29 protein-coding genes are annotated in these 25,197 nt (G+C 73.6%); 15 read left to right on the forward strand and 14 right to left on the reverse strand.

What is annotated here, in order from left to right; genetic code table 11:
* Positions 1-50: 50 nt before the first annotated feature.
* From DN051_RS32435 to DN051_RS32445, 3 genes are all read right to left on the reverse strand, one after another.
* Positions 51-1,067, reverse strand: a complete 1,017-nt coding sequence (locus tag DN051_RS32435; RefSeq protein ID WP_112440239.1) for a DUF8017 domain-containing protein — start codon at positions 1,065-1,067, stop codon at positions 51-53.
* A 66-nt stretch (positions 1,068-1,133) separates the two neighbouring features.
* Positions 1,134-1,598, reverse strand: a complete 465-nt coding sequence (locus DN051_RS32440) for a DUF8017 domain-containing protein (protein WP_484420471.1) — start codon at positions 1,596-1,598, stop codon at positions 1,134-1,136.
* Positions 1,568-1,966: a DUF8017 domain-containing protein gene (locus DN051_RS32445; protein WP_162625013.1), complete on the reverse strand. Its 399-nt coding sequence runs from the start codon at positions 1,964-1,966 to the stop codon at positions 1,568-1,570. Before DN051_RS32445 ends, DN051_RS32440 begins: the two co-directional genes overlap by 31 nt.
* 265 nt (positions 1,967-2,231) lie before the next feature.
* Between DN051_RS32445 and DN051_RS32450 the strand changes: the two genes are divergently transcribed.
* The 4 genes from DN051_RS32450 (at position 2,232) to DN051_RS32460 (ending at position 5,743) form a co-directional block, all read left to right on the forward strand.
* Positions 2,232-2,669, forward strand: a complete 438-nt coding sequence (locus DN051_RS32450) for a DUF4442 domain-containing protein (protein WP_053761477.1) — start codon at positions 2,232-2,234, stop codon at positions 2,667-2,669.
* Between the two features lie 389 nt (positions 2,670-3,058).
* Positions 3,059-4,774, forward strand: a complete 1,716-nt coding sequence (locus tag DN051_RS32455) for an RICIN domain-containing protein (protein ID WP_112440245.1) — start codon at positions 3,059-3,061, stop codon at positions 4,772-4,774.
* Complete coding sequence (locus DN051_RS45220; RefSeq protein ID WP_162625014.1) at positions 4,771-4,917, forward strand: hypothetical protein; 147 nt, start codon at positions 4,771-4,773, stop codon at positions 4,915-4,917. Before DN051_RS32455 ends, DN051_RS45220 begins: the two co-directional genes overlap by 4 nt.
* A 166-nt stretch (positions 4,918-5,083) precedes the next feature.
* Entirely contained in the window at positions 5,084-5,743 is a 660-nt protein-coding gene (locus DN051_RS32460) for a DedA family protein (RefSeq protein ID WP_053761475.1), read from the forward strand.
* Between the two features lie 46 nt (positions 5,744-5,789).
* On the opposite strand, the gene DN051_RS32465 is transcribed toward DN051_RS32460, so the two are convergent.
* Positions 5,790-6,317, reverse strand: coding sequence for a gamma carbonic anhydrase family protein (locus DN051_RS32465; RefSeq protein WP_112442554.1), 528 nt, complete (start codon positions 6,315-6,317; stop codon positions 5,790-5,792).
* A gap of 106 nt (positions 6,318-6,423) precedes the next feature.
* Here DN051_RS32465 and DN051_RS32470 point away from each other — a divergent pair, with 106 nt between their 5' ends.
* From DN051_RS32470 to DN051_RS32480, 3 genes are all read left to right on the forward strand, one after another.
* The gene (locus DN051_RS32470; RefSeq protein ID WP_053761540.1) at positions 6,424-7,188 is read left to right on the forward strand and encodes an acyltransferase; all 765 of its coding nucleotides are present in this window, start codon (positions 6,424-6,426) and stop codon (positions 7,186-7,188) included.
* A 137-nt stretch (positions 7,189-7,325) separates the two neighbouring features.
* The gene (locus DN051_RS32475) at positions 7,326-7,898 is read left to right on the forward strand and encodes an XRE family transcriptional regulator (RefSeq protein ID WP_112440246.1); all 573 of its coding nucleotides are present in this window, start codon (positions 7,326-7,328) and stop codon (positions 7,896-7,898) included.
* A gap of 42 nt (positions 7,899-7,940) precedes the next feature.
* Positions 7,941-8,498, forward strand: a complete 558-nt coding sequence (locus tag DN051_RS32480; RefSeq protein WP_053761473.1) for a YbaK/EbsC family protein — start codon at positions 7,941-7,943, stop codon at positions 8,496-8,498.
* Positions 8,499-8,500: 2 nt separating this feature from the next.
* Here DN051_RS32480 and DN051_RS32485 read toward each other — a convergent pair whose 3' ends face one another.
* The gene (locus DN051_RS32485) at positions 8,501-9,670 is read right to left on the reverse strand and encodes a cation diffusion facilitator family transporter (protein WP_053761472.1); all 1,170 of its coding nucleotides are present in this window, start codon (positions 9,668-9,670) and stop codon (positions 8,501-8,503) included.
* Between the two features lie 88 nt (positions 9,671-9,758).
* Here DN051_RS32485 and DN051_RS32490 point away from each other — a divergent pair, with 88 nt between their 5' ends.
* Positions 9,759-10,118, forward strand: coding sequence for an ArsR/SmtB family transcription factor (locus tag DN051_RS32490; RefSeq protein ID WP_053761471.1), 360 nt, complete (start codon positions 9,759-9,761; stop codon positions 10,116-10,118).
* Between the two features lies 1 nt (position 10,119).
* Here DN051_RS32490 and DN051_RS32495 read toward each other — a convergent pair whose 3' ends face one another.
* Positions 10,120-11,343: a 4-hydroxybenzoate 3-monooxygenase gene (locus tag DN051_RS32495; protein ID WP_053761470.1), complete on the reverse strand. Its 1,224-nt coding sequence runs from the start codon at positions 11,341-11,343 to the stop codon at positions 10,120-10,122.
* A gap of 62 nt (positions 11,344-11,405) precedes the next feature.
* The gene (locus DN051_RS32500) at positions 11,406-11,813 is read right to left on the reverse strand and encodes a CoA-binding protein (protein ID WP_053761469.1); all 408 of its coding nucleotides are present in this window, start codon (positions 11,811-11,813) and stop codon (positions 11,406-11,408) included.
* A gap of 179 nt (positions 11,814-11,992) precedes the next feature.
* Between DN051_RS32500 and DN051_RS32505 the strand changes: the two genes are divergently transcribed.
* Genes DN051_RS32505 through DN051_RS32515 form a run of 3 tightly spaced genes read left to right on the forward strand, consistent with a single transcriptional unit; the run spans position 11,993 to position 13,947 of the window.
* Positions 11,993-12,730, forward strand: a complete 738-nt coding sequence (locus tag DN051_RS32505; protein WP_053761468.1) for a hypothetical protein — start codon at positions 11,993-11,995, stop codon at positions 12,728-12,730.
* On the forward strand, positions 12,727-13,269 hold the full coding sequence (locus tag DN051_RS32510; protein ID WP_112440248.1) for a SixA phosphatase family protein: 543 nt from the start codon (positions 12,727-12,729) through the stop codon (positions 13,267-13,269). The genes DN051_RS32505 and DN051_RS32510 overlap by 4 nt, the downstream gene beginning before the upstream one ends.
* A gap of 51 nt (positions 13,270-13,320) precedes the next feature.
* Positions 13,321-13,947, forward strand: a complete 627-nt coding sequence (locus DN051_RS32515; RefSeq protein WP_053761466.1) for a YigZ family protein — start codon at positions 13,321-13,323, stop codon at positions 13,945-13,947.
* A gap of 156 nt (positions 13,948-14,103) precedes the next feature.
* Here the strand turns inward: DN051_RS32515 and DN051_RS32520 are convergent, their stop codons facing one another.
* From DN051_RS32520 to DN051_RS32545, 6 genes are all read right to left on the reverse strand, one after another.
* Positions 14,104-14,301: a ferredoxin gene (locus DN051_RS32520; protein ID WP_053761465.1), complete on the reverse strand. Its 198-nt coding sequence runs from the start codon at positions 14,299-14,301 to the stop codon at positions 14,104-14,106.
* 68 nt (positions 14,302-14,369) lie between these two features.
* Entirely contained in the window at positions 14,370-15,605 is a 1,236-nt protein-coding gene (locus DN051_RS32525; protein ID WP_112440250.1) for a cytochrome P450, read from the reverse strand.
* 25 nt (positions 15,606-15,630) lie between these two features.
* Entirely contained in the window at positions 15,631-17,022 is a 1,392-nt protein-coding gene (locus DN051_RS32530; protein WP_112440252.1) for an NAD(P)/FAD-dependent oxidoreductase, read from the reverse strand.
* Positions 17,012-17,236, reverse strand: coding sequence for a ferredoxin (locus DN051_RS32535; protein ID WP_053761539.1), 225 nt, complete (start codon positions 17,234-17,236; stop codon positions 17,012-17,014). The genes DN051_RS32530 and DN051_RS32535 overlap by 11 nt, the downstream gene beginning before the upstream one ends.
* A 110-nt stretch (positions 17,237-17,346) precedes the next feature.
* On the reverse strand, positions 17,347-17,970 hold the full coding sequence (locus tag DN051_RS32540) for a hypothetical protein (RefSeq protein WP_112440254.1): 624 nt from the start codon (positions 17,968-17,970) through the stop codon (positions 17,347-17,349).
* Between the two features lie 103 nt (positions 17,971-18,073).
* The gene (locus DN051_RS32545; protein WP_112440256.1) at positions 18,074-19,051 is read right to left on the reverse strand and encodes a quinone oxidoreductase family protein; all 978 of its coding nucleotides are present in this window, start codon (positions 19,049-19,051) and stop codon (positions 18,074-18,076) included.
* A 222-nt stretch (positions 19,052-19,273) separates the two neighbouring features.
* Here DN051_RS32545 and DN051_RS32550 point away from each other — a divergent pair, with 222 nt between their 5' ends.
* From DN051_RS32550 to DN051_RS32560, 3 genes are all read left to right on the forward strand, one after another.
* Positions 19,274-19,618 (forward strand): ArsR/SmtB family transcription factor, encoded by a 345-nt coding sequence (locus tag DN051_RS32550; protein ID WP_053761538.1) that lies wholly within the window; start codon positions 19,274-19,276, stop codon positions 19,616-19,618.
* Between the two features lie 248 nt (positions 19,619-19,866).
* Positions 19,867-21,030 (forward strand): exonuclease SbcCD subunit D, encoded by a 1,164-nt coding sequence (locus DN051_RS32555; RefSeq protein WP_053761460.1) that lies wholly within the window; start codon positions 19,867-19,869, stop codon positions 21,028-21,030.
* Between the two features lie 37 nt (positions 21,031-21,067).
* A complete protein-coding gene (locus DN051_RS32560; protein ID WP_112440258.1) occupies positions 21,068-24,055 on the forward strand; it encodes an AAA family ATPase in 2,988 nt (995 codons plus the stop codon).
* Positions 24,056-24,124: 69 nt separating this feature from the next.
* On the opposite strand, the gene DN051_RS32565 is transcribed toward DN051_RS32560, so the two are convergent.
* Positions 24,125-24,571 carry an Lrp/AsnC family transcriptional regulator gene (locus DN051_RS32565; RefSeq protein WP_053761458.1) on the reverse strand — a complete coding sequence of 149 codons (447 nt, stop codon included), beginning with the start codon at positions 24,569-24,571 and terminating at the stop codon, positions 24,125-24,127.
* A 121-nt stretch (positions 24,572-24,692) separates the two neighbouring features.
* Between DN051_RS32565 and DN051_RS32570 the strand changes: the two genes are divergently transcribed.
* Positions 24,693-25,166 carry a rhodanese-like domain-containing protein gene (locus DN051_RS32570; protein WP_112442556.1) on the forward strand — a complete coding sequence of 158 codons (474 nt, stop codon included), beginning with the start codon at positions 24,693-24,695 and terminating at the stop codon, positions 25,164-25,166.
* Positions 25,167-25,197: the final 31 nt, after the last annotated feature.

Genomic DNA, 25,197 nt, shown 5'->3' on the forward strand with positions numbered 1-25,197 from the left:
CAAACCGATTCCCGGCCGTTGCGCCGGTCGGCCTCGGTCGTCGTGCCCGGTCAGCCGCCGGTCGGCTCCCCGTGCAGCCGCACGGTGCTGAGGATCTTCATGATGGTCGCCTCGGGAACCTCCTTGTCGACGCCCTTGGCGCCGTAGAAGTTCCACGAGACGAAGTCGCCGGCCGAGTTCTTGAAGCCGAACGTGACCGCCTTGCCGTCGCTGGCGCACTTGCCCTTCTGGGGCGTGTTCGTGGACTGTGCCCAGGCGATGCTGCCCTCGATGCCGGACTCGGTGGTGTAGGCCTCGGCCTTCTTGTCGAACGTCAGGCTCTTCTTGTCCGGCTGCGTGTAGCCGCCGAAGACCCACCACGCCACCGTGTTCACGGCGACCTCGTCGGTGCTCTTGGCGCCGTCGGCACCCTTGGTCCCGACCGCGGCCAGCGCCGTGTCCTCGGTCCGGCCGTCCTTGTTCTCGTCGGTCGTGCACCACTTCGACTGGTAGTAGGCGGGCGCCGACATGATGATCAGCGGCTCCGCGCTGTCGGACTTGTCGTCCTCGAAGCCGATGCTCAGGCCCGGCGACTGGACCTCCCAGTCCGCCGGCACGTCGAACGCCACACCCCGCTTGGGGTTGACCACGACCTTCCAGCCGCTGATCGTCGGCTTCTGGGTCTCGGTGCCGCGCGGGTTGTCGTCCGAGCCGGACGCGGTGTCGCTCGGTTCCGCGGACGCCGAGGGCGACCGACTGGTCTTCTTCTCGGTGCCGCCATCGGCCGAGTCGTCCGTGCCGCCGCCCAGCACCAGGTAGCCGGTGACGCCCGCCGCCACCACCACGGCCGTGGCCGCCACGATCGCGACCAGCTTGGTCCGGTTGCCGCCGCCCCCGCCGCCCGGCTGCGGCTGGGGGGCGCCGGCCGGTGCCGGCGTGCCCCACTGCGGCTGCTGCGCATAGGGATTGGGCTGCTGGAAGCCGGGCTGCTGATAGGGATTCGGCTGCTGGTATCCCGGCTGCTGGTACGGGTTGTTCTGACCCTGCTGGTTCTGCTCGCCCCCGGGCGGCTGCTGTCCTGGCCACATGAGCGGTAACCCTAGTGCCGCTCCGGACACGATTCGGTCACTGCCTTTTGTCAGGCACGTAGCGAATCAGGAGTCCGAGGGGCCGGCGTGGCGGCGGAGCGTGCCGAGGGTCCTCTCGACCGTGGTGTCCGGCACTTCGGCGCCGACCCCGTCGGCTCCGGCGAACGACCACGAGACGACGTGGCCGGCCGAGTTCTTGAAGGCGAACGTGGTGGCCTTGCCGGCGGAGGGGCAGTCGCCGCCCGGGTCGATTCCGGTGGAGCGTGAGGTGGCGACGCTGCCGGTGATGCCGGACGCCGTGGTGAACGAGTCCACCGCGCCGGTGCTGACCCTCTCGAGGCCGGGCGGCGTGTACAGGCCGTGGACCCGGGCCGCCGAGTGCGCGCGGGCGACGGCCTCGGTGCTGCGGGCGCCGTCGTGCCGTCGCGTGCCCGCGGTCGCCAAGGGCGTGACATCGGCCGTTCCGCCACGGTCCGGGTCGGCCGAGCACCACTTCTCCTTCAGGACCGCGCGGGTCCTCGCCGCGAGCAGGGGTCCGCCGCCGGGGGTGTCCTTTTCCTAGCCGCGTGGCCGACCCGCCCGGGTGGCCGGAGCGTCCAGCCCGCGGGGACGTCGAAGGCGACACCGGCCTCGGAGTTGACGACCGCCTTCCAGCCCTCGACGGTCGGCCGCGGCCGGTTTCCGGTTCGGCCGCGGTCGCCGCTCGGCTCGGACTCACCACCGCGCGGGCGGTTCGTGCCGTTCGGGCCGTCGGGCCCGTTCAGGCCGGGCGGGACGGGCGAAGAGGCGGCGGAGACGTCCGGGCCCGCACCGGGTGTGCCGCCGCCCAGGAGCACCGCCCCGAGCACGGCGGCACTCACCACGACGGCCGCGGCGGCGGTGTCCACGACCGCTTTCACCCGGTGTGCGTCGATACCGGACGCGGCGCGGAAGGGCGGGTTCTGCCACGGCTGGGACTGCGGGCACCAGGGGGTGCAGTGCGGGTGCGGATCGGGCGAACCCGGTTGGGGCCGAGGGGCGTTGGGCGGGAGGTGCTGAGGGGTCGGCCCGCTCCGCGGCGGCTGATCTCCTGGCCACACGGGCCGCCATGACACGGCGATCACCGGCCGCGTCTGGCCAGTCGAGTCTACTCACGGGTAACATTCGGTCATGAGCTCAGATCAGATGTCCATCGGCGAGCTGCTCGCCGCGACGGTGCCGATGGTTCGGACCCTGAACCTCGAATATCTGGAGACCACGCCGGAGAAGGCCGTGCTGGTGCTGCCGGACCGGAGCGAGTACCGCAACCACGTCGGCGGCCCGCACGCCGGTGCCATGTTCACCCTCGGCGAGTCGGCCAGCGGGGCGATCGTGCTGGCCGCGTTCGGCGAGCAGCTCTCGCGGGCCGTGCCGCTGCCGGTGCACGCGGAGATCGCGTTCAAGAAGATCGCCCTGGGTCCCGTCACGGCCACCGCGACGCTCGGCCGGCCCGCCACCGAGGTCGTCGCCGAACTCGACGCGGGCAAGCGCCCGGAGTTCCCGGTGGCCGTCGCGATCCGGCGCGAGGACGGCGCCGTCACCACGGAGATGACCGTCGTCTGGACGCTGCGCCCCAACGGCTGACCCGAAACGCCCGACGGGGCTCCGCCTTCACGGCGGGGCCCCGTTCGTGTCGCGCGCACCGCGTCGGACGAAGCCCGCTGTTCGGCGGAAAAGTTGAAGATGATGTGCGCCAACCGCCCTCTGACGCACACACTTTGCGGATATGACGGCTCATTTTTTCGAATGCCGGTACGGATACCAAGGGTAACAACCGCGAATTTCCCGCCCGTTGCGCATGGTTCACTCGGACTCCTTGTTCCCCTTCGGTGCGTGTGCGAAAGTGTGCCACCCCGCGGGACGTGATGGTCGGGCTCAAAAGGCCGGACCCATGAGTACGCACCAATCAGGCACCTGCTTTCCGAAGGACGTGCGTCGCGTGCCCGTCCTGCGGCTGGGAAGGAAATGGTTCAGTGCACCCCCCTTACCCCCCACGTCCCCCCTATCCGCCCCGTCCCGGATCGCGCCCGGGGGAGTCCGACCGCGATCTCCTCGCCGGTCTCGGCGGCCCGGGCCTGAGCCCCGGCCGCGGTCCCGGCACCCGGGCCCTCGCGCTGCTGCTCGCCCGGCACTGGCGCCCCGTGCACGAGTACGCCGTCATCTGCCTGGCCTCCTCGGCGGCGTCGGCACCGATGGCGGCCGCCGCCGCGTTCCAACGGGTGCTCGGCCGGGGGACGCTGACCGGCGCGCTGCGCCCGCACCTGCTCACGACCGTGCGGGAGACGGTCGGCCAGTGGGCCGCCGAGGACGACGTGGCGGTCCTGCTGCCCGAACTCCGCAAACCCACCGGAGGCCGCGGACTGCGCGCGGCACGGTCCGTGACAGCGGAAAAGCGGCTCCTCGCAGAGCGCGCTTTCCTCGCACTTCCCGGAGCCTCCCAATGCCTGCTGTGGCACATCGAGGTCGAGGCCGAACCCATATCCGTACCGGCTGGTCTGCTGGGCATCGACGGACCCACCGCGTCGGCCGCGCTGCGGCGCGCTCGTGAGCAATTCCGTGCGGGATGCGTACGCGCTCACCGGGAACTCGCACCGTCCCGGGAATGCCGTTTCTACAACCGTCTCCTGGACGTTCCGATGCGCCGCGGCGGAGCCCTGCTGCCGGATGTGCAACAGCATCTGACGGCCTGCCGGTACTGCCGGTACGCCGCCGAACAACTCGGCCGTACGGACGGCGGACTGGATCTGCTGCTCGCCGAGACGGTGCTCGGCTGGGGAGCCCGCCGCTACCTCGACTCACGGCCGGGCCGCGGCATCCCGCCGGTACCGCCCAGGCCGCTTGGGCCGCCCCGGCCCGGAACCGCCCGCCCCGGAAGCCGCGGACGCCATCGCACCTCGCCGGGCGGACCGCTGTCCGGCAGACCCACGAAGACCGTGGTCCTGGGCATCGGCCTGACCTCCCTCGCCCTGCTCGCCACCGTCCTGGTCGCCAGGAGTTGGTCCGGGGACAACCAGGTCTCCCCCGAGGGCGACCACGGCTGGGGCGCGCCCACCAGCCGCACGGTCCGGCCGAGCCCGCCGTCCGAGGTGCCGTCCGCCGGAGCACCTCCGCCGGCCTCCGGTGCCCGGCCGGCCGAGATCGCCCGGGGGCGGTTGCGCAACGTCGCGCTCGGTCTGTGCGTCGACGGCGGGAACGGCACGTCCCGCACCCGTGCCGTGCTGGCGGCATGCTCGTCCACCGTCGCCCAGCAGTGGTCGTACCAGGACGACGGAGTGCTGCGCAGCCTCGCCGACCCGAGGCGCTGTCTCGATGCGCCCGGACGCAGGGGAGCGGTCGGGACGGCCGACTGCGTGACCCGCTCCGCACAGGCGCGGTACGACCTGACGGTGCGCGGCGAACTGCTGCTGCGCCGGCACAGCGGCCGGCTCGTGGCTCCCGGCCCGGACGCGACCGTGGTCGTCGCCGCCCGGGACGGTTCGCAGGAGCAGCGATGGCGGCTGGAGGCGGCGACAGAGGCGAAGGACGCGAAAGAGGACGCGAAAGAGGACGCGAAGGAGGCGGCGAAGGACGCGGCGAGGGAGGCGAGAGGGGCGGCGAAGCGGCCGCGGCGGGACGGTGCCGGCGGACAGGACGGACATGGCGCCGGCGGGTGGGAGAGGGCCGCGGGAGGCGCCGGGGGAGTGCGGTGACACGTACCGACCGGGCCGACCGCCGTGACCTCGCCGACGCGCCCGCGGCCGGGTGCGACGCGCGCGACGCCGCGGCCGGGGTGCGTGTGGCGGTCACCGCGTCCGCGCTCGGCCGAACCGTCGAGGCACTGGCCGCCATGTGACCTGTGCGACGCGTTGGTACCGGTGTGACCCGGTAGGCTGCGCGGCGTGCGCCCCTTTGCGGGCGCACGCCGTCCGTCGGCGGCTCGCCGCACGGCGCCGAAACAGCAAGGCGCCGAGGCATCGACGCGTCAACGCACCAAGGCACGTACAGCGGAGGAACCGGCGGTGCACGTCCAGGAATGGCTCGAGACCGTACCCGCGGTCAGCATCTACGCACTCGTGGGGGTGGTCATCGGCCTGGAGAGTCTGGGCATCCCCCTGCCGGGCGAGATCATCCTCGTCTCCTCCGCCCTGCTCGCCTCCCAGCACGGCGACATCGACCCGATCGTCCTCGGCATCTGCGCCAGCACGGGCGCGATCGTCGGCGACTCCATCGGCTACGCCATCGGCCGCAAGGGCGGCCGGCCGCTGCTCGCCCGGCTCGGCGGGAAGTTCCCGAGGCACTTCGGCGAGGCGCACATCGCGACCGCCGAGCGGTCCTTCGAGAAGTGGGGCATGTGGGCCGTCTTCTTCGGCCGCTTCGTCGCCCTGCTGCGTATCTTCGCCGGGCCGCTCGCGGGTGTGCTGCGCATGCCGTACTGGAAGTTCCTGATCGCCAACGTTCTCGGCGGCATCGTCTGGGCCGGCGGCACGACCGCGGTCATCTACTACGTCGGTGTCGTCGCCGAGGCGTGGCTCAAGCGGTTCTCCTGGGTGGGTCTGGTGCTGGCCGTCCTGATCGGCCTGACGTCGATGCTGGTGCTGAAGCGGAAGGCGAGGCAGGCTCAGGCCGGGATGCCGGAGCCGGCAGCGGGGCCGGTTCCGGCCGGCGAGAGCACCCCCTGACGTACGCGGAGCCGCGCGACCGGCGGGCGGCGGCCCGGCGGCGCGCTCAGTCGTGCAGTTCCCGGTGACTCCTGGCCAGTTCCGCGTACAGCGTCCCGTTGAGCGTGACGCCCTCCCGCTCCTCGGCCGTGAGTTCCCGGCGGACCTTGGCGGGCACGCCCGCGACGAGGGACCCCGGGGGCACCCGCATCCCCTGCGGCACCAGCGCCTGCGCGGCCACCAGCGAACCGGCCCCGATCACCGCGCCGTTGAGGACGGTCGCCCCCATCCCGATCAGGCAGTCGTCCTCGACCGTGGCGCCGTGCACCACGGCGTTGTGCCCGATCGAGACCCGTTCCCCGACGGCGACCGGGAAACCCGGATCCGCGTGGAGCGTGCAGTTGTCCTGGACGTTGCTGCTCGCGCCGACGGAGATCCGCTCGACGTCGCCGCGCACCACGGCCCCGTACCAGACGCTCGCGCCCGCACCCAGCGTCACGTCGCCGATCACCGTGGCGGTGGGTGCCACGAATGACTCCGGATCGATCTTCGGCTCCCTGCCGCCGATGCCCGTGATCAACGCCCGCTGTCTCATCGCCGCCTCCTCGTCGTGGACCACCCGCACCGTACGCCACCCGGTGGGGCGAAGATCACAGGCGTCCCGCCCCGTGGGCGCGGTCGGCGCTGAGTACCGTGAGCGGGTGCCGAAGCGCAAGAACACGTTCTCATCCTGGCGGCGCCGCCTTGCGCAGCGGGCCGTCCACGCGGGCTGGGCCTGGTTGCAGCGCACGGGCTCGGTCACGGCCGAGCGTCCGGGGCGCCTGCGCTTCGCGGCGATAGGAACCGGTACCAGGCTCGCCTTCCCCCTCGGCACGGTCTTCGGCGAACCCTGGATCCACCTCGGCGCCCACTGCATCGTCGGTGAACAGGTCACGCTGACCGCCGGTCTGATGCCCGACCTCGACCTCGGTCCGGAACCGATCCTGCGCATCGGCGACGGGGTGGTCCTCGGCCGGGGCAGCCACGTCATCGCCGACACGACCGTCACCATCGGCAGCGACTGCTACTTCGGGCCGTACGTCTACGTCACGTCCACCAATCACTCCTACGACGATCCGCACGAGCCCATCGGCAAGCAGTGGCCCCGGATGGAGTCGGTGGAGATCGGGCCGGGGTGCTGGATCGGCACCGGCGCCGTGATCCTGCCGGGCGCGCGCATCGGGCGGAACGTGGTGGTGGCCGCGGGCGCGGTGGTGCGCGGCGCGGTACCGGACCACGCGGTGGTGGCGGGGGCGCCCGCCCGGGTCGTGAGGCGCTGGACGCCCGTCGACGGCTGGCAGCCGCCGCTGCGCACCCCGGCGCCGGTGCCGATACCGGATGGGGTGACCTCCGACCAGCTGCTGGCGCTCGCGGACCTCGACGAGGTGGCCGCGGCGAGGCTCGCCGAGCTGGACGTCGAGTCCTGAGCGTCCGTCCGCCCGTTCACCGCACAGTACAGTTCGGTGAACGCGCCAGGTGCTTCGAATAGACCACGGCCGGACCGCGGCCGGACGGCGGCGTGTTCAGTGAAGTGAATTCAATCATCCAGAATATTGGACGGAATGTGTCGGACCTCGATCTGCTGACCCAGTCCCTGGCGCGCAACGTCAAGCGCTGGCGCACCGAGCGCGGCTTCACCCTGGACACGCTCGCGGCCCGCGCCGGAGTCAGCCGCGGCATGCTCATCCAGATCGAACAGGCCCGGACCAACCCCAGTCTCGGCACGGTCGTCAAGATCGGCGACGCGCTCGGCGTCAGCATCACCACGCTCCTGGACTACGGGCAGGGCCCGAAGGTCCGCGTCGTCCCGGCCGAGCAGGCCGTGCGGCTCTGGCACACCGAGGTCGGCAGCTACAACCGGCTCCTGGCCGGTACCGAGGCCCCCGGCCCGCTGGAACTGTGGGACTGGCGCCTCATGCCGGGCGAGAGCAGCCCCTCCGACCCGCACCCCGCCGGCACGGTCGAACTCGTCCACGTCACCACCGGGGAGCTGACCCTCACCGTCGACGGTGTGCCGTACCGCGTCCCGGCGGGGGCGAGCGCCTCCTTCGAGGCGAACACCCCGCACATCTACGGCAACGAGGGCGGCGAACCGATGGAGATGGTCCTGGCCGTCTCCGTGCCGCCCGTGGGCTGAGACGCCCCGCCCGGCCCGCGAACCGGCTGTTAGCGTGCGGCCATGCGCGCACCCATCGGAGACTTCGACAGCACCACCCCGGCCCCCGAATGCCTCGACGAGCTGATCGCCCCGGTCGCCGACGCCGTACGCGGCTGGCGCGGCAGCGTTCCCGCGGAGCAGATCCTCCACGTCGACACCGACCCGCGGTGGGCCGACACCGCCGTCTTCGTCGAGCACTACGGCAAGGACCTGCTGGAGACCTCGGCGAACTGCGTGGTGGTCGCGGGCAGGCGCGGCGGTGAGACGACGCTGGCCGCGTGTGTCGCGCTCTCCACCACCCGGGTCGACGTCAACGGAGCGGTCCGCCGCCGACTCGGCGCCCGCAAGGCGTCGTTCGCCGCGATGGACACGGCGACGGGCGAGACCGGCATGGAGTACGGCGGGATCACCCCGATCGGACTGCCCGACGGCTGGCCGGTGCTGGTGGACTCGGCCGTCGTCGACCTGCCGTACGTCCTGGTCGGCAGCGGCCGCCGGCGCGGAAAGCTGCTGGTGCCGGGGAAGGCGTTCGCGGAACTGCCGGGCGCGGTCGTGCTGGAAGGGCTGGGCATCGCCTGAGATCAGCCGGCCGCCGAGTGGTGGGCCAGCGCCCGGTGCGGGTCCGCCTCACCCGGCGCGGGTGCCGGGTCGGCGTGCACCAGGGCGGCGGTGAGGCGCGGGACCGCGTGCAGCAGGGCGTGTTCGGCCTCGACGGCGACGGCGTGCGCCTGACGCACCGTGACGTCGCCGTCCACCACCACCGCGACCTCGGCCCGCAGTCGGTGGCCGATCCAGCGCAGCCGCAGTTCGCCCACCTCGTGCACGCCGGGCACCTCGCGCAACGCCCGCTCGGCCCGGTCCACCAGTGCCGGGTCGACGGCGTCCAGCACCCGCCGCACCACCTCGCGCGCGGCGTCGCGCAGCACCAGCGTGATCGCCGCGGTGATCGCCAGACCCACGATCGGGTCGGCGAGCGGCATCCCCAGCGCCGCGCCGCCCGCGCTCAGCAGCACCGCCAGTGACGTGAACCCGTCGGTACGGGCGTGCAGTCCGTCGGCGACCAGCGCGGCGGAGCCGATCGAACGGCCGACGCGGATCCGGTAGCGGGCCACCCATTCGTTGCCGGCGAACCCGACCACGGCGGCCACCGCGACCGCAGGGACGTGCTGCACCGGGCGCGGGTCGAGCAGCCGGTCGATCGCCGTCCACCCGGCGAACGCCGCGGACGCGGCGATGGTCAGCACGATCACGATGCCGGCCAGGTCCTCCGCCCGACCGTAGCCGTAGGTGAAGCGGCGGGTGGCGGCGCGCCGGCCCAGCAGGAAGGCGATGCCGAGCGGTACGGCGGTCAGCGCGTCCGCGGTGTTGTGCACCGTGTCGCCGAGCAGCGCGACCGAGCCGGACAGCAGCACCACGACCGCCTGCGCCAGCGCGGTGGCGCCGAGCACCGCCAGCGACACCCACAGGGCGCGCATCCCGCGGGCCGAGGACTCGAGGGCGGAATCGACCTTGTCGGCGGTGTCGTGGGAGTGCGGGGTGAGGACGTGGGCCAGACGGTGCGGAAGAAGGCGCCGCAGGCCGGAGGCGGGACGGGAGGGGTGGCCCGAGTCCCCGTGCCCGTGCGCGGGGTTGTGCGGAGGGCTGTCCGTGTGTCCGTGGCTGTGCGGGTGCGCGGGTCCGTCGTGCCGGTGCGCGTGGCCGCCGGCGTGGTGGTGCGGCTGCCCGTGTCCGTGTTCGTGTCGGTCGCTCACGTGTCTCCCCTTCCGGGCCGCGCGTCGGACGGCCGCGACGTGTGCCGCGTCGGTGGACGTACCCGGTCCACGGGGCCATTATGTGCGTATGAGCGCACGCATGCACCTGTCACCTGCGCACGATGCGCATCCGCGCACCCCGGGCGAGGAGCAGTTCGCGCTCGCCGCCGAACTGCTCGCCCTGCTCGGCGACCGCACCCGACTCACGCTGCTGCACGCCCTCGCGGACGGTGAGGCCGATGTCACCACGCTCACCGAGACGTGCGGCGCCGCCCGGCCCGCGGTCAGCCAGCACCTGGCCCGGCTGCGGCTCGCGGGTCTGGTGACCACCCGCAAGGACGGCCGACGGGTGATCTACTCCCTGGTCGACGGACATCTGCGCCGGGTCGTCGACGAGGCGCTGAGCCTGGCCGACCACCGCCTCACCGGGCGGCCGGAGCACGACTGACTCAGCTCGTGCCGTCCGTGCCGAGGTACTGCTCGGCGAAGGCCGTCGCGGCGGTCGGCGAGGTGAACAGGCGGCGCAGCCGGGCCAGGGTGGTGCCCGCGCGGTAGGGATCACCCGAGGCGGTTCCGTGGTAGATCTCCGACAGCCACTGGGAGAACTCCTGGTAGTCCCACACCCGGCGCAGGCTCCGCGCCGCATACTCGCCCAGCCCGCTCGTGTCGCCCTTGCCGAGGCGGGCCACGAGCGCGTCCCCGAGGAGGAAGGCGTCGTGCAGGGCGAGGTTCATGCCCTTGGCGGCGATCGGCGCGGTCAGGTGGGCGGCGTCCCCGGCCAGGAACAGCGGTCCGGCCGTCTGAGGCTCGACGACGTAGTTGTGCATGTCGAGCACGCGCTTCTCGATCAGCGGCCCCTCGGTCAGCGGCGGCGCGTCCGCGGCGCCGAGCCGCTCCCGGAGTTCGGCCCAGACCCGCTCGTCGGACCAGTTCCCCGGGTCGTCGCCCGGCGGGCACTGGAGGTAGTAGCGGGTCACCTCGGGGCTGCGGGCCATGTGCCCGGCGAAACCGCGGGGGTGGATGCCGAACACGACACAGTCGCTGGACGGCGGCGCCTGTGCGAGCAGGGCGAGCCAGCCGATGCCGTAGTCGTGCCGGGCGACGCGGACCCGCTCGGCCGGCAGCGCGGCCCGCGTCACCCCGCGCGCCCCGTCGCAGCCGGCCACGAAGTCGCAGCGCACCAGCCGCCGTTGCCCGGTCTGCGGGCAGTCGTACGACACCGAGGGGTGTTCGGTGTCCAGGCCGTGCAGCCGCACGTCCCGCACGCCGAACCGGATGTCCCCGCCGTGTACGTCGGCGTACTCGCGCACGAGATCCGTCACCAGCAACGGCTGCGGGTAGACGTAGTGGTGCTGTCCGGTCAGTTCCGCGTACGGCAGCCGGTGGCGCCGTCCCTCGAAGCGGAACTCGCACTCGGTGTGCACCTCGGCGCGGGCCAGCAGGTTCTCCGCCAGCCCCCGTCGTTGCAGCCCGCGCACGGCCCACTCCTCCAGGACCCCCGCTCGGGGCCGCCGCTCGATGAACTCCCGGCTCTCCGCCTCCAGCACCACGCAGTCCACGGACGCGGCCCGCAGGATGTTGCCCAGGGTCAGCCCAGCGGGGCCGGCGCCGACGATGACGACCGCGGTGCGTGGCACGGCTGTGGTGTCGGTGCGGGGGGAGGGGTGAGTCACCCGGGCATTATGGCGTCGGCCGGCCACCGCGGCGAGATGTTCCGCACGCGTGCGCGCACTACCTAGCCGAGGAGCGGGATCTCGATCGCCGGGCAGCGGTTCATCACCATGTCGAGGCCGGCGGCGCGGGTGCGCTCGTAGGCGGACTCGTCGACGACACCGAGCTGGAACCACACCGCCGCGGCGCCCTTGGCGACCGCCTCGTCGGCCACCGCTCCGGCCAGGTCGCTGTTGACGAACACGTCGACCACGTCCACGTCGAAGGGGATGTCGGCGAGACTGGCGTAGCCCTGCTCGCCGTGCACCGTCTCCGCTTTGGGGTGGACGGGCACCACGCGTTTGCCGTGGGCCTGGAGCACACGGGCCACGCCGTAGGCGGCCCGGTCCGGGTTGGCCGACAGCCCCACCACCGCCCAGGTGTCCCCGTGCTCGGTGAGAATCCTGCGGACCGTCGCTTCGTCGCCGTACACCCTCGGCCTCCTGGGCCTCGTCGCCATGCTGGACAGGCGGCAGGCGCCGCCGAGCAGTGCAACGGCGGAGCCCGCCCGAGGATTCCCGGCCCGGCACCGGCCCGCCGCCCTCCCGGTCGTGCGGCCCGGAATCACCCCGGACGGCTGCGCCCGGCCGTCGGCGCGCCTACGCTCGCCCCGTGCTGCGCATCACCGACACCAGAACCGGCGAGTCCGTCGACGCCTCGACCGCCCGCCGGGGCCTGACCCGTGTCGAGGTCCACGCGCCCGGCCTCGACGCCACGACCCTGCGGGTGCTGCTGGTCGCGGATGTCCTGGTCCGCGCCCTGGAACTCGGCGGTACGCCGGTCTGGGCACTCATGTCCGGCGACCGGGACCGGGCCGAACTGCGCACGGCCTGCGCCGCGCTCGGCGTCCGGCCGCTGGAGGACCGCCGCGACACCGGCGCCGCTCCGGCCGGGGCCCGGGTCATCCATGTGGCGCAGGAGGGCGGGACGACGTCGGACGGGATCTGGATCGGCGTCGCGCCCGTGGACCCCGGGCCGGTGCTCCTCGGGCAGGGCGTCGTGGGCGGGGTGAACCCCGACGTGCTGCGGCTGGCGCTGCTCGCACCGCGCAGAAGCACTCCGGTGCGCCTCGACGACACCTCCCTGGACGAGGCCCGCGCCGGCCTCGCCCACTGGCGACGGGCCGTCGCGGCCTGGGCCCGCCGGCCCTCCCGGCCGGTCCCCGACGAACTGCGTGAACAACTGCGCGGTGCCTGGGAGGACGACCTGGACATCGCCTCGGTGCTGCGCGTCCTGGGCCGGGTGGAGAGCGAGCCGGAGCTGCCGGACGGAGCACGCTTCGAGACGTACGCGTACGCGGACCGGCTGCTCGGACTCGAACTGACCCGGGACCTGGGAGCGGCGGCATGACCGCGCGCGACAAGGCCCGCCCGCTGCGCCGGCTGGTGGTGCTGCGGCACGCCAAGTCCGCCTGGCCGGCCGGGGTCACCGACCACCAGCGCCCCCTCGCGCCCCGGGGCCGGCGCGACGCCCCGGCGGCCGGGCGCGCCCTCGCCGAGGCCGACTGCCTGCCCGACCTCGCCCTGTGCTCCACCGCCGTACGCGCCCGCCGCACCTGGGAACTGGCATCGGCACAGTGGGGCACCCCGCCGCCCGTACGGCACGATCCGCGGCTGTACGCGGCCGGAGTCCCCGATCTGCTGGGCGTGGCGCACGAGGTGCCGACGGAGGTCCACACGCTGCTCCTGGTCGGGCACAACCCCGGTCTGGAGGAACTCGTCCTGTCGCTGGCCGAGGACGGCCTGGGCGACACCCTGGACAGGGTGCGGTCGAAGTTCCCCACCTCGGCGATCGCCGTACTGGACTGGCACGGGGGCGGCTGGGACACCCTGACGCCCGGACGGGCGCTGCTGACGGCGATGCTCGTGCCGAGGGGGAAGAAGAAGTAGGGCGGCCGCTCCCGGACCGGCGCACGCACGCGTACCGCATAGGCTGGCACGATGCAGGACGAGTACCGGACGGTCGCCCGCGCGGGCGTGCACGAGACCGAGGTCAACCGCTCGCGCTTTCTGTGCGCCGTCGCCCCGGCGGCCACGGAGCAGGAGGCCCAGGACTTCCTCGCCGCCGTGCGCAAGGAGCACGCCGACGCGACGCACAACTGCTGGGCGTACGTCATCGGCGCCGACGCCTCCGTCCAGAAGGCGAGCGACGACGGCGAACCGGGCGGCACCGCGGGCGTTCCCATGCTCCAGATGCTGCTGCGCCGAGACATGCGCTACGTCGTCGCCGTGGTCACGCGCTACTACGGCGGGGTCAAGCTCGGCGCGGGCGGCCTCATCCGGGCCTACGGCGGAGCCGTCGGCGAGGCCCTGGACACTCTCGGCACGATCACCCGGCGCCGGTTCCGGCTGGCCACGGTGACCGTCGACCACCAGCGGGCCGGCAAGGTGCAGAACGATCTGCGCGCCACCGGCCGCGCGGTGCGTGACGTGCGCTACGGGGAGGCGGTCACGATCGAGATCGGCCTGCCGGACGCCGACGTGGCGGCGTTCCGGGCCTGGCTCGCCGACGCCACGGCCGGGACGGCCGGGTTCGAACTGGGCGGGGAGGCCTACGGGGACGCGTAGCGGAGGCGGCCGCGTCGAGCGGCGCCCTCCGCGTTCCGCCCCGTGTCCGTCCGGTGCGGGCGCCGCGCCCGGAGCGCGGCATCGGCGGCCGGCCGCCTCGAGCAGGGCGCGGTACGCGACGGCCCGGTGCGTGCGGCCGTGCGAACCGGCGGGCCGTCATGCGTCTATGACGGAAATGGCGGTGCCGGGACAGGCGGTGACGGCGTCCTCGACCGCCGAACGGTGCTCCTCGGCGGGTTCGGGGTCGAGCAGGAGGACGGTGCCGTCCTGGTCGGACTGGTCGAACACCTCCGGCGCGGACAGCACGCAGTTCCCGGCGCCGCAGCACTTGTCGTGATCAACGATGACCTTCATGTCGTTCCCTTCTGCCCGGCCCCTCGGCCGGGCCGTCGGTGTACGGCCGTGGTGAGCACCCCCGGTCGCTACGGACGGATCCCGTCGCAGGCGATGGGCAGATGCCGCGGGCCGCGCAGTACCGCGTTCTGCCGGTACGGGGGCGGGTCCTCCAGCAGCCGCGGATTCTCCAGCCGGCGGGCCAGCTCCGCCAGGGCCGTCTGGGCCTCCAGCCGGGCGAGCGGCGCGCCGAAGCAGCTGTGGATGCCGCTGCCCAGGCCGAGATGCTGGTTGTCCCGGCGGTCGGGGTCGAAGCGGTCCGGGTTCTCGAAGCGCTTCGGGTCGCGGTTGCCGGACGCGAGGACCAGCCACAGGGAGGCGCCCTTGGGGATGGTCACGCCGTGGACCTCGATGTCGGCGAGAGTGGTGCGCTGCGGCACGAGCTGCACCGGCGGTTCGTAGCGCAGCAGCTCCTCGACGAGGGGCACCGCGAGCCGCGGCTCCGCGCGCAGGCGTCGCAGCACGTCGGGGTGGCGCAGCAGGGTCAGCATCCCGTTGGTGACGAGGTTGACGGTGGTCTCGTGCCCCGCGATCAGCAGCAGCGCGGCCGTGCTGAGCAGTTCCATCGTGGTCATCGCGCCGTCCGGGCCCTTGGCCGTGGCCAGTTCGGAGAGCATGTCGTCGCCGGGGTTCTTGCGGCGTTCCTCGATCAGACCGGCCAGGTACATGCCCAGCTGCATACGGGCGTCGTGGGCGACCTTGCCCCGCTCGGCGGGATCCGCGTCCGGATCGGGGTCCAGGCTCGCCGCGATGGTGTCCGCCCAGCTGTGGAAGCGGGCCTCGTCCTCACGCGGCACACCGAGCAGCCGGCAGATCACCGTCACGGGGAAGGGGTACGACACCGCTTCCACGAGGTCGATCCGGTCGGTGTCGCCGATGCCGTCGATGAGGCCCGTGACGATCTCGTGCAGCTCCGGGCGCATCCCGTCGACCCGGTGCGGGGAGTGCGGCGGGCCGAAGGGCCGGTTGGTCATCCGCCGCAGCCGGTCGTGCTCCGGCGGGTCGAGCCGCAGGAAACTCGGCGGCAGGGCGCTGTCCCCCTGGGACGACTCGGCCAGCGGGTCGCCGGCCGTCGACGCCAGGTTGCTCGCGTCGGAGCTGATCCGCGGGTCGTGCAGCAGGCTGCGGATCTCGTAGTAGGTGCCGATGACGTACGGCCCGCCCTCGTCGTGGTGGACCGGCGTCTTCCGCAACTCCTCGTAGAGCGGGTACGGGTCGGCGCGGTTGGCGTAGTCCAGGATCTGGTGCAGCAGGGATTGCGTCATGGCGGGTCCTCGTGGCCGTGCGGGGTCAGCGTGCGGGGGTGAACCTCATCCGGCGGTCGGCCGGCGAGTATCCGCTGAGGGTCACCGTGGGGCCGTGGGTGGGGACCGACGGGTCGGGGAAGTCCGCGTCCAACGGCCGGTGCCCGTCCGGGCGCCGGTCGACCATGTGGAACGGCGGCGGGAACGGCGCGGTGGTCTCGATCAGCTCCTGGTAGAACGGCAGCCATCGTGCGTGGTCGAAGGAGACCGCGCCGATCACACGCCCCTGGTAGCCGTAGACGCCGACGAACCGGTGACTGTCGAGCGAGCCCTGCGAGACGACGATCTCGGTTCCCATCGACGGGACGCCGACGGACTTGATGTTCACGCCGAACTGCGAGGACCAGAAGGCCGGCACCCACATGTGGGGCAGCCGGTCGGCGCTCGCACTGAGCATGTTGTGCGCCGCGATCTCCGCCTGGCAGACGGCGTTGCCCCAGTGCTCGAGGGACAGGAACTGGTAGCCGAACAACGGGTGCGGGGAGCGTGCCACGTCGCCCGCGACGTAGATGTCGTCGGTGACGATCCCGCGGATGTCGAAGGCGCGGCAGCCGGCGTCGCAGGCGATACCGCGGGGGCCGGCCCCGAGCCCGGACCCGGCGAGCCATTCGGTGTTGCGGGTGGCGCCGAGGGAGACCACGACCACGTCGGTCTCCACGGTGGCGCCGTCCGACAGATGCGCGGCACGCACCCGTCCCGTGGCGTCGCCCTCCAGCGCGGTCACCATCACGCCGCACCGCAGATCCACGCCGTGCTCCTGCTGGAGATCGGCGGCGACCGCGCCGACCACCCCGCCGAGCGCGCCGACCAGCGGCGAGGCGCCGCGCTCGGCGACGGTGACGGGCAGACCGCGTTCGCGGCAGGCCGAGGCGATCTCCGAGCCGGTGAAACCGGCGCCGATCACGAAGACCCGCTTGGGTCCCTCGGCGAGCCGCCGGGCGAGTGCGGCGCAGTCGTCGCGGGTCCGCAGCACGAAGACGCCGTCGAGTTCCGCCTCACGCTCGTGCGGCCACGGCCGGGCCCGCACGCCCGTGGCGATCAGCAGTCGGTCGTAGGGCACCTCGTCGCCGTCGGCCAGCCGCACCCGCCGGGCGGCCATGTCGAGGCCGGTGGCCGGGACACCGAGCCGCCAGGTCGCGTCGACGTCCCGGCGCCGCGGCAGCGCGGTGCGGTCGGCGGTGGTCATGCCCAGCAGCACCTGCTTGGACAGCGGAGGCCGGTCGTACGGCGCGTGGGGCTCGTCGCCGATCAAGGTCAGGGATCCGGCGAATCCCTTCTCGCGCAGGGTCTCCGCGGCGCGCAGACCGGCCAGCGAAGCCCCCACGACGACGATGCGGCCCTCACGTCTGAGCCATTCCAGCGAACCGTCACCGTTCACCGGCCACCGCCCCCGCGGGTGCGTCCGTCGCCTCGACGAGGATGGCCTGGACGGGGCATGCCGCGGCGGCCTGCGCCACCTTCCCGCGTGCCGTGTCCTCGGGCTCCGGGGTGTACAGCAACCCCTCCTCGCCGTGCATGCTGAAGACCTCGGGAGCCAGGAACGCGCACTGCGCGTACCCCTGACAGCGGTTCAGGTCGACGACAACTCTCACCAAGGGATCGGTCCTCTCCGGTGGCCCGCCTCCCCCCAGGGACCATCCTCGGCGGCCGGGGCGCGCGCGGCGAAGAGGGGGAGACCGTTGGAGTGACCGGGGCGGCCGGCTCAGACCGGGGCGGCGGGCCGCCGGCCGCGCAGGATGTGCACCCCGACGATCAGCGCCCAGGCCGGGAGCACCAGTTCGGACCACGGCACGTCCGCGCCCACCACCAGCAGCGTCAGACCCGCGAGGTAGCCGAGCAGCACGAGCGGGCGGGGGAAGACGCCCAGGCGGCGGCCGATGGTGGAGGTGGTGAAGATGAACACCGCCGCCATGCGCATGGCGTACGTGGTGAGCAGGACGTAGGCGAAGTGGCGGCCGAACGGCGCGTGCGGCTGGCTCTCGTCGAGCACCGTGCCGGCCGCGGCCCCGCTGCCGAACAGCGTGGCGACGAAGACCAGCCCGCTGCCGAGGAACACGGTGGACACGAACCGGTCCTCGCCCGCGCCGGCCTGCTCGCGCACCGCTCCCATGAACCACAGGAAGGCGATCCCGGCGAACGGGAGCAGCGCCAGCGCCGTCTGCACGGCGGTCCGCTGCGCGGGGTCGACGGTGATCTCCTCCGCGTCGGCACCGCCGGGCAGGGCGAGGCGCACCAGGACGATCGCCGCGGCCATCAGGATCGCGAACACGACGCCGGCGATCCCGGCGGCCCGGGGTGTCCCGAGGCGCTCGTGGCGTTGCCCCATGGTCCCTCGCTCTCTGTCCGGCCCTGTCCGGGCTTCCTTCGTACAGACAGCAGCAATCCGGGACCGCGCGCCACCGGGGCCGCCGGGCGGACGGCCGTCGTGCTCAGTCGGCGGTGCGCAGCAGCAGCTTGCCCGTCGATGTGCGCGAGCCCATCAGCCGGTGGGCCCCGGCGGCGTCCGACAGGGGGAATTCCGCCGTGACCGGGAGTCGCACGGTGCCGTCGGTGACGGTGCGGAAGGCGCGCTCGGCCAGCCGGCGCAGCGCTTCGGGAGCCGACCGGGCGAGGGCCAGGACGGAGAAGGCGGCGACGGAGTGTCCCCGTGCGGCGAGCTCGGGCTGTCCGACGTGCCACGGCGGCGCCCCGCTCGCGTTGCCGAAGGACACCAGGCGCCCGAAGTCGGCCAGTACGTCGAGGCCCGTGCGGAGTGTGTCGCCGCCCACCGGGTCGAGGACCAGGTCGACCCCTCTGCCGCCGGTGGCGCGGCGGACGCCGACGGGGAAGGAGGCGGCGGTGAACACGGCGTCGTAGCCGTGGTCGCGGGCGTGGCCGGCCTTGGCGGGGGAGGAGACCACGCCGTACACGGCACCGGCACCCGCGGCCCGCGCCAGTTGCCCGGCCACCGTGCCGATGCCGCCCGCGGCGCCGTGCACCAGCACGCTCTCCCCGGCGCGCAGCCGCCCCACCTCGTGGAGCAGGGCGTGCGCCGTCGGCAGCACGGTCGGGAGCGCGGCGGCGGTCCGCAGGTCGAGGCCCTCCGGGAGGGGGAAGACGGTCGCGGCGTCGGCGACCGCCACCTGTGCGTAGCCGCCGCCGTCGAGGAGCGCGACGACCTCCTGCCCCGGGCGCAGCCCCTCGACGCCCTCGCCGACGGCGCGGATGCGTCCGGAGACCTCCAGGCCGGGGCGGTGGGGCAGCGACGCCACCCGGTACCCGTCGGCGCGCGCCTTGAGGTCGGCGAAGTTCACCCCCGCGTGGGCGGTGTCGACGGTGACCTGGCCCGGCCCCGGCTCGGGGATCTCGGCCCGTACGACCTTCAGCACCTCGGGACCGCCGTACTCGTGGAACTCGACTGCGCGCATGAGGGAACGCACTTCCTTCGACAGATCGACAGATCGACAGATCGATGGGCAGATGGATCAGATGGGTCAGATGGGCGGACCGGAGAGCAGTCAGGCAGCTCGACGGGTGTTCAATGAAAAGCGAACACTGTGAACTGTATGATGCTCATCGAACACTGGGCAAGCGGTTCCCGCGTTCCGGCGGGACGTCCGGGCCGGGCCGCGCGGCGTGAGGGGTGGGTCATGGCGAACCAGGCCGCGGGCCGCGGTCACCGTACGGCGCCGGCGCACACGGATCCCGAGGACGTCTCGGTCCTCACGGCGCTGTCCGCGGTCGCCGACCCCGTGCGCATCCGGCTGATCCGCGAGCTGGCGGGCTCGGCCGACTGGACGCGCAGCTGCGGCAGCTTCGACGTGCCGGTCGGCAAGGCCGCGCTCAGCCACCACTTCTCGGTGCTGCGCGGCGCAGGCCTGGTCGAGCAGCGGGACGAGGGGCCCAGGCGGGTCAACCGGCTGCGCCGCGAGGAGTTCGAGGCGCGCTTCCCCGGACTGCTCGATCTGCTTCTGCGCGCCGAGGGTGCCGACTGAGTGCTTCCGGGCGAGTGGTTCCGGGCGGGTGGTTCTGTCTGAGCGGCCCTGTCGGGTTCCCGTGATCCGACGGCCCGGTCAACCCGGACATTTACCGCGACTTGTCGCGGGATGCGGGTGACGGACCGAGGCCCGCGGCGGTTCCGCCGACCAGAGGCGTTAGCGTGGTGTTCGTTTACAGTCGGGACGGGCTGGTTCATGCCGGTCCTCAGGTGCCTTGGGGGAGATGTGCGGGTCGGAGCGGCTTCTTGAGACTGCTGCACACGTCCGACTGGCATCTCGGCCGGTCGTTCCACCGGGTCGGCATGCTCGGCGCGCAGGCCGAGTTCATCGGCCACCTCGTCACCACCGTGCGGGAACGCGACGTGGACGCGGTCCTCGTCGCGGGCGACGTCTACGACCGTGCGGTACCGCCACTGGCCGCGGTCGAGCTGTTCGACGACGCCCTGCACCGGCTCGCCGACCTCGGCGTGCCGACCGTGATGATCTCCGGGAACCACGACTCCGCCCGCCGCCTCGGAGTGGGCGCCGGGCTCATCGGGCGGGCGGGCATCCATCTGCGCACCGAGCCCTCGGCCTGCGGCACCCCCGTGCTGCTGCGCGACGCGTCCGGCGACGTCGCCGTCTACGGCCTGCCCTACCTCGAACCGGCCCTGGTGAAGGACGAGTTCGCGCTGGACAAGCCGGGCCACGAAGCCGTGCTCGCCGCCGCCATGGACAGGGTCAGGGCCGACCTCGCCACGCGCGCGCCGGGCACCCGGTCCGTCGTCCTCGCGCACGCCTTCGTCACCGGCGGCGAGGCCAGCGACAGCGAGCGCGACATCACCGTCGGCGGTGTGGCGTCGGTCCCGGCCGGAGTCTTCGACGGCGTGGACTACGTGGCGCTCGGGCATCTGCACGGCTGCCAGACGCTCACCGACCGGGTTCGCTACTCGGGCTCCCCGCTGGCCTACTCCTTCTCGGAGGCCGAGCACCGCAAGAGCATGTGGCTCGTCGACCTCGACGCCGACGGCGCGGTCACCGCCGAGCGCGTCGACTGCCCCGTGCCGCGTGCGCCGGCCCGGATCCGGGGTCGGCTGGACGACCTGCTCGCCGATCCGGCACTCGCCCGGCACGAGGAGGCGTGGATCGAGGCGACCCTCACCGACCCGGTCCGCCCCCACGACCCCATGGCCCGCCTCACCGAGCGGTTCCCGCACGCCCTCAGCCTCGTCTTCGAGCCCGAACGGACCCCGGACGAGCCCCGGGTGTCGTACTCCCGGCGCCTCGCGGACCGCAGCGACCAGGAGATCGCCGAGGACTTCGTGACCCATGTGCGCGGCGCCGGGCCCGACGCGGCCGAACGGGCCGTGCTGCGCGACGCGTTCGACGCGGTGCGCGCCGACCGGACCCTGCGGGAGGCCACGCCATGAACCGGCACGCGCCGGACCACGCCGGGGAGGGCACCCGATGAGGCTGCACCGGCTCGAACTCACCGCCTTCGGCCCCTTCTCCGGCACCCAGAGCGTCGACTTCGGCACCCTGTCGGCGGCGGGACTCTTCCTGCTGCACGGGCCGACCGGAGCGGGCAAGACGTCCGTACTGGACGCCGTGTGCTACGCGCTCTACGGCTCCGTGCCCGGCGCCCGGCAGAGCGGCCAGGGCACGACGCTGCGCAGCGACCACGCCGCACCCGGCACCCGCACCTCCGTCACCCTCGAACTCACCGTCGCCGGCCGCCGGCTGGGGATCACCCGGCAGCCGCCCTGGGAACGGCCCAAACGTCGCGGCACCGGCACGACACTGGACAAGGCGCAGACCTGGCTGCGCGAGTACGACGCGACGGCCGGAGCCTGGAAGGACCTCAGCCGCTCCCACCAGGAGATCGGCGAGGAGGTCACCCAGCTGCTCGGCATGAGCCGCGAGCAGTTCTGCCAGGTGGTCCTGCTGCCGCAGGGCGACTTCGCCCGCTTCCTGCGCGCCGACGCCGAGGCCCGCGGCAGGCTGCTGGGCCGGTTGTTCGACACCCACCGGTTCGCCGAGGTCGAGAAGCGGCTCGCCGAACGCAGGCGCGCGACCGAGGCCGGGGTGCGGGACGCGGACGCGGCGCTGCTCGCCGACGCCCACCGCATGCAGCAGGCCGCGGACGGCGCCATGGACCTGCCCGAACTCGCCCCGGGCGATCCCGGCCTGGCCGACGCCGTCCTGAGCGCCGCCGCCGTCGCTCGCAGCACCGCCCGCGAGCAGTCGACCGTCGCCCGCTGCGGTCTCGCCGCGGCGGAGTCCACCCAGAGCGCCGCCGGACGCGACCTGGACGACATACGCGAAGTGGACCGGTTGCAGAGGCGGTTCGCGCAGGCGCGGGAGCGGGCCCGGCTGCTGGACGAACGGGCTGACGGCCACCTGGCCGACCGACGGCGCATGGAACGCGCCCGCAAGGCCGAGGCGGTGGCACCCGCGCTGGAGCTGCGGGAGTCCGCCGACGCCGAGCACCGGCGTGCGGCGGCCGCCGAGACGCAGGCCCTCGCCGCGCTGCCGGACGGCCTCGCCGAGGCGGGCGCGGCCGGACTCGCGGCCGCCGCGCGCCGTACCGCCGAGGAACTGGGCGGCCTGGAATCGGCCCGCCGCGCCGAACAGCGCCTCGCCGCACTCGGCACGGAGCGCGCCGGCCTCGACCGTCAGGACCGCGCCGACGAGGACGTCCTGCGGGATGCGGCGACCTGGCTGACCGACTGGGAGACCATCCGGACCGCCCTCCGGGCACGTATCGAGACCGCGCAGGCAGCCGCGTCCGTGGCCGAGCAACTCGCCGCGCAGCGCGACCCCGTACGACAGCGGCTGACCGCCGCACGGGCGCGCGACCGGCTCACCGGGGAGACGGAGGGGGCCCACGGACGCGCCCTCGCCTCGGCGGAGCGCGCTCTGCGGGCCCGTACCCACTGGCTCGACCTGAAGGAGCAGCGCCTCGACGGCATCGCCGCCGAACTCGCCGCCAACCTGAAGGACGGGGAGTCGTGCGCGGTCTGCGGTGCCGTCGAACACCCCCACCCCGCGCGGAAGGTCGCCGGACACGTCGACCGCGCGACCGAGGAGCGGGCGCTCGCCGCCCACCAGCGCGCGGAGGAGGAGCACGCCGAGGACGAACGGCGCCTCGGCCGGGTGCGCGAGGAACTGGCCGCGGCGACCGCCGAGGCGGCCGGCACCCCCACCGGCCGACTCGTCGAACAGGCCGAGGAACTGGAGCGGCAGCACACGCGGGCCCGGCGGGACGCCTCCGACCTGCACGACGCGCGGGAGGCGCTGCGCCGCGCCGAGCTGGAGCACGAACGGCGTACCGCCGACCGGCAGCAGGCCGAACTGCGCGTCGCGTCCCGGCTGGCACGGCGGGAGGCCCTGGAACGCGAGCGGGCCGACCTGGAAGCGGAACTGGCACAGGCACGCGGCTCGTCGGGCAGCGTGGCCGCGCGGGCCGCGCAACTGGAGCGGCGGGTGGCCCTGCTCACCGAGGCCGCCGACGCCGTCCGGGTCGCCGAGGACACCGCCACACGCCTGAAGGACGCCGACGCCCGGCTCGCCGACGCCGCCTTCAGGGCCGGCTTCGACACCCCCCGGGACGCGGCCGCCGCCCTCCTCGACGACCACGCGCACAGAGAGCTGCAACGGCGGCTCGACGCCTGGCAGACCGAGGAGGCCGCCGTCCGCGCGGTGCTCGCCGACGACGACACCGCGGCCGCCGCCGAACGGCCCCCGGCCGATCTCGCGGCGGCCGAGCGGAGGTCGGCCACGGCGTCGCAGCGGGTGCGCGAAGCAGCCTCCCGGTGCGACGCCGCCGCGCGTCGCTGCGCCGAACTCGACCGGCTCTCCGCACGGGCCGCCGAGGGCGTACGGCGAATGGGGCCGCTGCGCGAGGAGTACGAGCGGGCGGCCCGGCTCGCCGGGCTCGCGGCCGGCACCTCCGCCGACAACGAGCGCAGGATGCGCCTGGAGTCGTACGTCCTCGCCGCCCGTCTGGAACAGGTGGCCGCCGCCGCGACCGTACGGTTGCAGCGCATGTCGTCCGGCCGCTACACCCTGGTCCACTCCGACGACCGCAGCGGGCGCGGACGCAGCGGACTCGGCCTGCACGTCGTCGACGCCTGGACCGGACGCGAGCGGGACACGGCGACCTTGTCGGGCGGCGAGACGTTCTTCGCCTCGCTCGCGCTGGCCCTCGGCCTTGCCGACGTCGTCACCGACGAGGCCGGCGGGGTCCGCCTCGACACGCTGTTCATCGACGAGGGCTTCGGCAGCCTCGACGACGAGACCCTGGACGAGGTGCTGGACGTGCTGGACTCCCTGCGCGAACGGGACCGCAGTGTCGGCATCGTCAGCCATGTCGCCGATCTGCGGCGGCGCATCCACGCACGACTGGAGGTCGTGAAGGGCAGAACGGGGTCGACGCTGCGCCAGCGGGACTAGGGCCGCACCGAGGGGGTCCGTCCGCCGGCGACACCGAGGGTCCGTCCGCCGGCGACGCCGGACCGGGGGCTAGCGGCCGAGCGGACGGCGTGGCAGCGGCGAGGAGTACACGACGCTGGTGGTCACCGAGCCCAGGGCGCCGATCCGTCCGGACACCTCTTCCAGATGGCGCATCGAGCGGGCGGCGACCTTGATGACGAAGCAGTCGTCGCCCGTCACATGGTGCGCCTCAAGGATCTCTGGGGTCGTGGCGACGAGATCGTGGAAGGGCTTGTAGTTGCCCGTCGGGTAGCGCAGGCGCACGAACGCCAGGATCGGCAGGCCCAGCCGCTCGGGGTCCACGACCGCGGCGTACCCCTGGATGACGCCCGCCTCCTCCAGACGGCGCACCCGCTCGGTGACCGCGCTCGCGGACATCGACACCGCCCGCGCCAGCTCCGCGAAACTGGCCCGGCCCTCCCGTTGCAGGACGTCGAGGATGCGCCAGTCGGTGGCGTCCGGGGAAAACGCGGTCATGCCCGATGAATAGCAGGGGAAACACCGGCCGATCAATACGAACGCCGGTGATCGCGCCTTAAGACGGACCATCACCCGCCGTAGATTCGTGGTCACCGAAGTCGCCGACGGAAGGCCGAAGATGAACACCACCACGACCGGGCGCCGCCTCTTCCCGGGTGCCGCCCCCGCCGACGCGGCCGCCTACTTCCGCGCACGCCTCGCCTTCCACACGGACGTCTCCGACGTGGCCGCCGCCCTCTCGGCCGGCGGCGAGCCCGGCTTCGTCGTCGTGGACTCCCGCTCCACCGAGTCCTGGGAGCAGGGCCACATTCCCGGCGCGGTCCACCTGCCCACCGCGCGGATCGCCGAACGGGCGGAGCACCTGCTCGACAGGTCGGTGCCCGTCGTGACGTACTGCTGGGGTCCCGGCTGCGACGGCGCCACCCGGGCCGCGCTCGCCCTCGCCGAACTCGGCTACCAGGTCAAGGAGATGCTCGGCGGATTCGAGTACTGGGTGCGCGAGGGCCTCGCGTACGACACCCCGCGGGGCGGCGGACGGCGCCCCGCCGACCCGCTGACGTCACCGGTGCACACCGACGACTGCGGCCGCTGACCCGACATGGGTCCGCCCCTTCTGCATGTCT

Source organism: Streptomyces cadmiisoli, assembly GCF_003261055.1.
Lineage (GTDB): Bacteria > Actinomycetota > Actinomycetes > Streptomycetales > Streptomycetaceae > Streptomyces > Streptomyces cadmiisoli.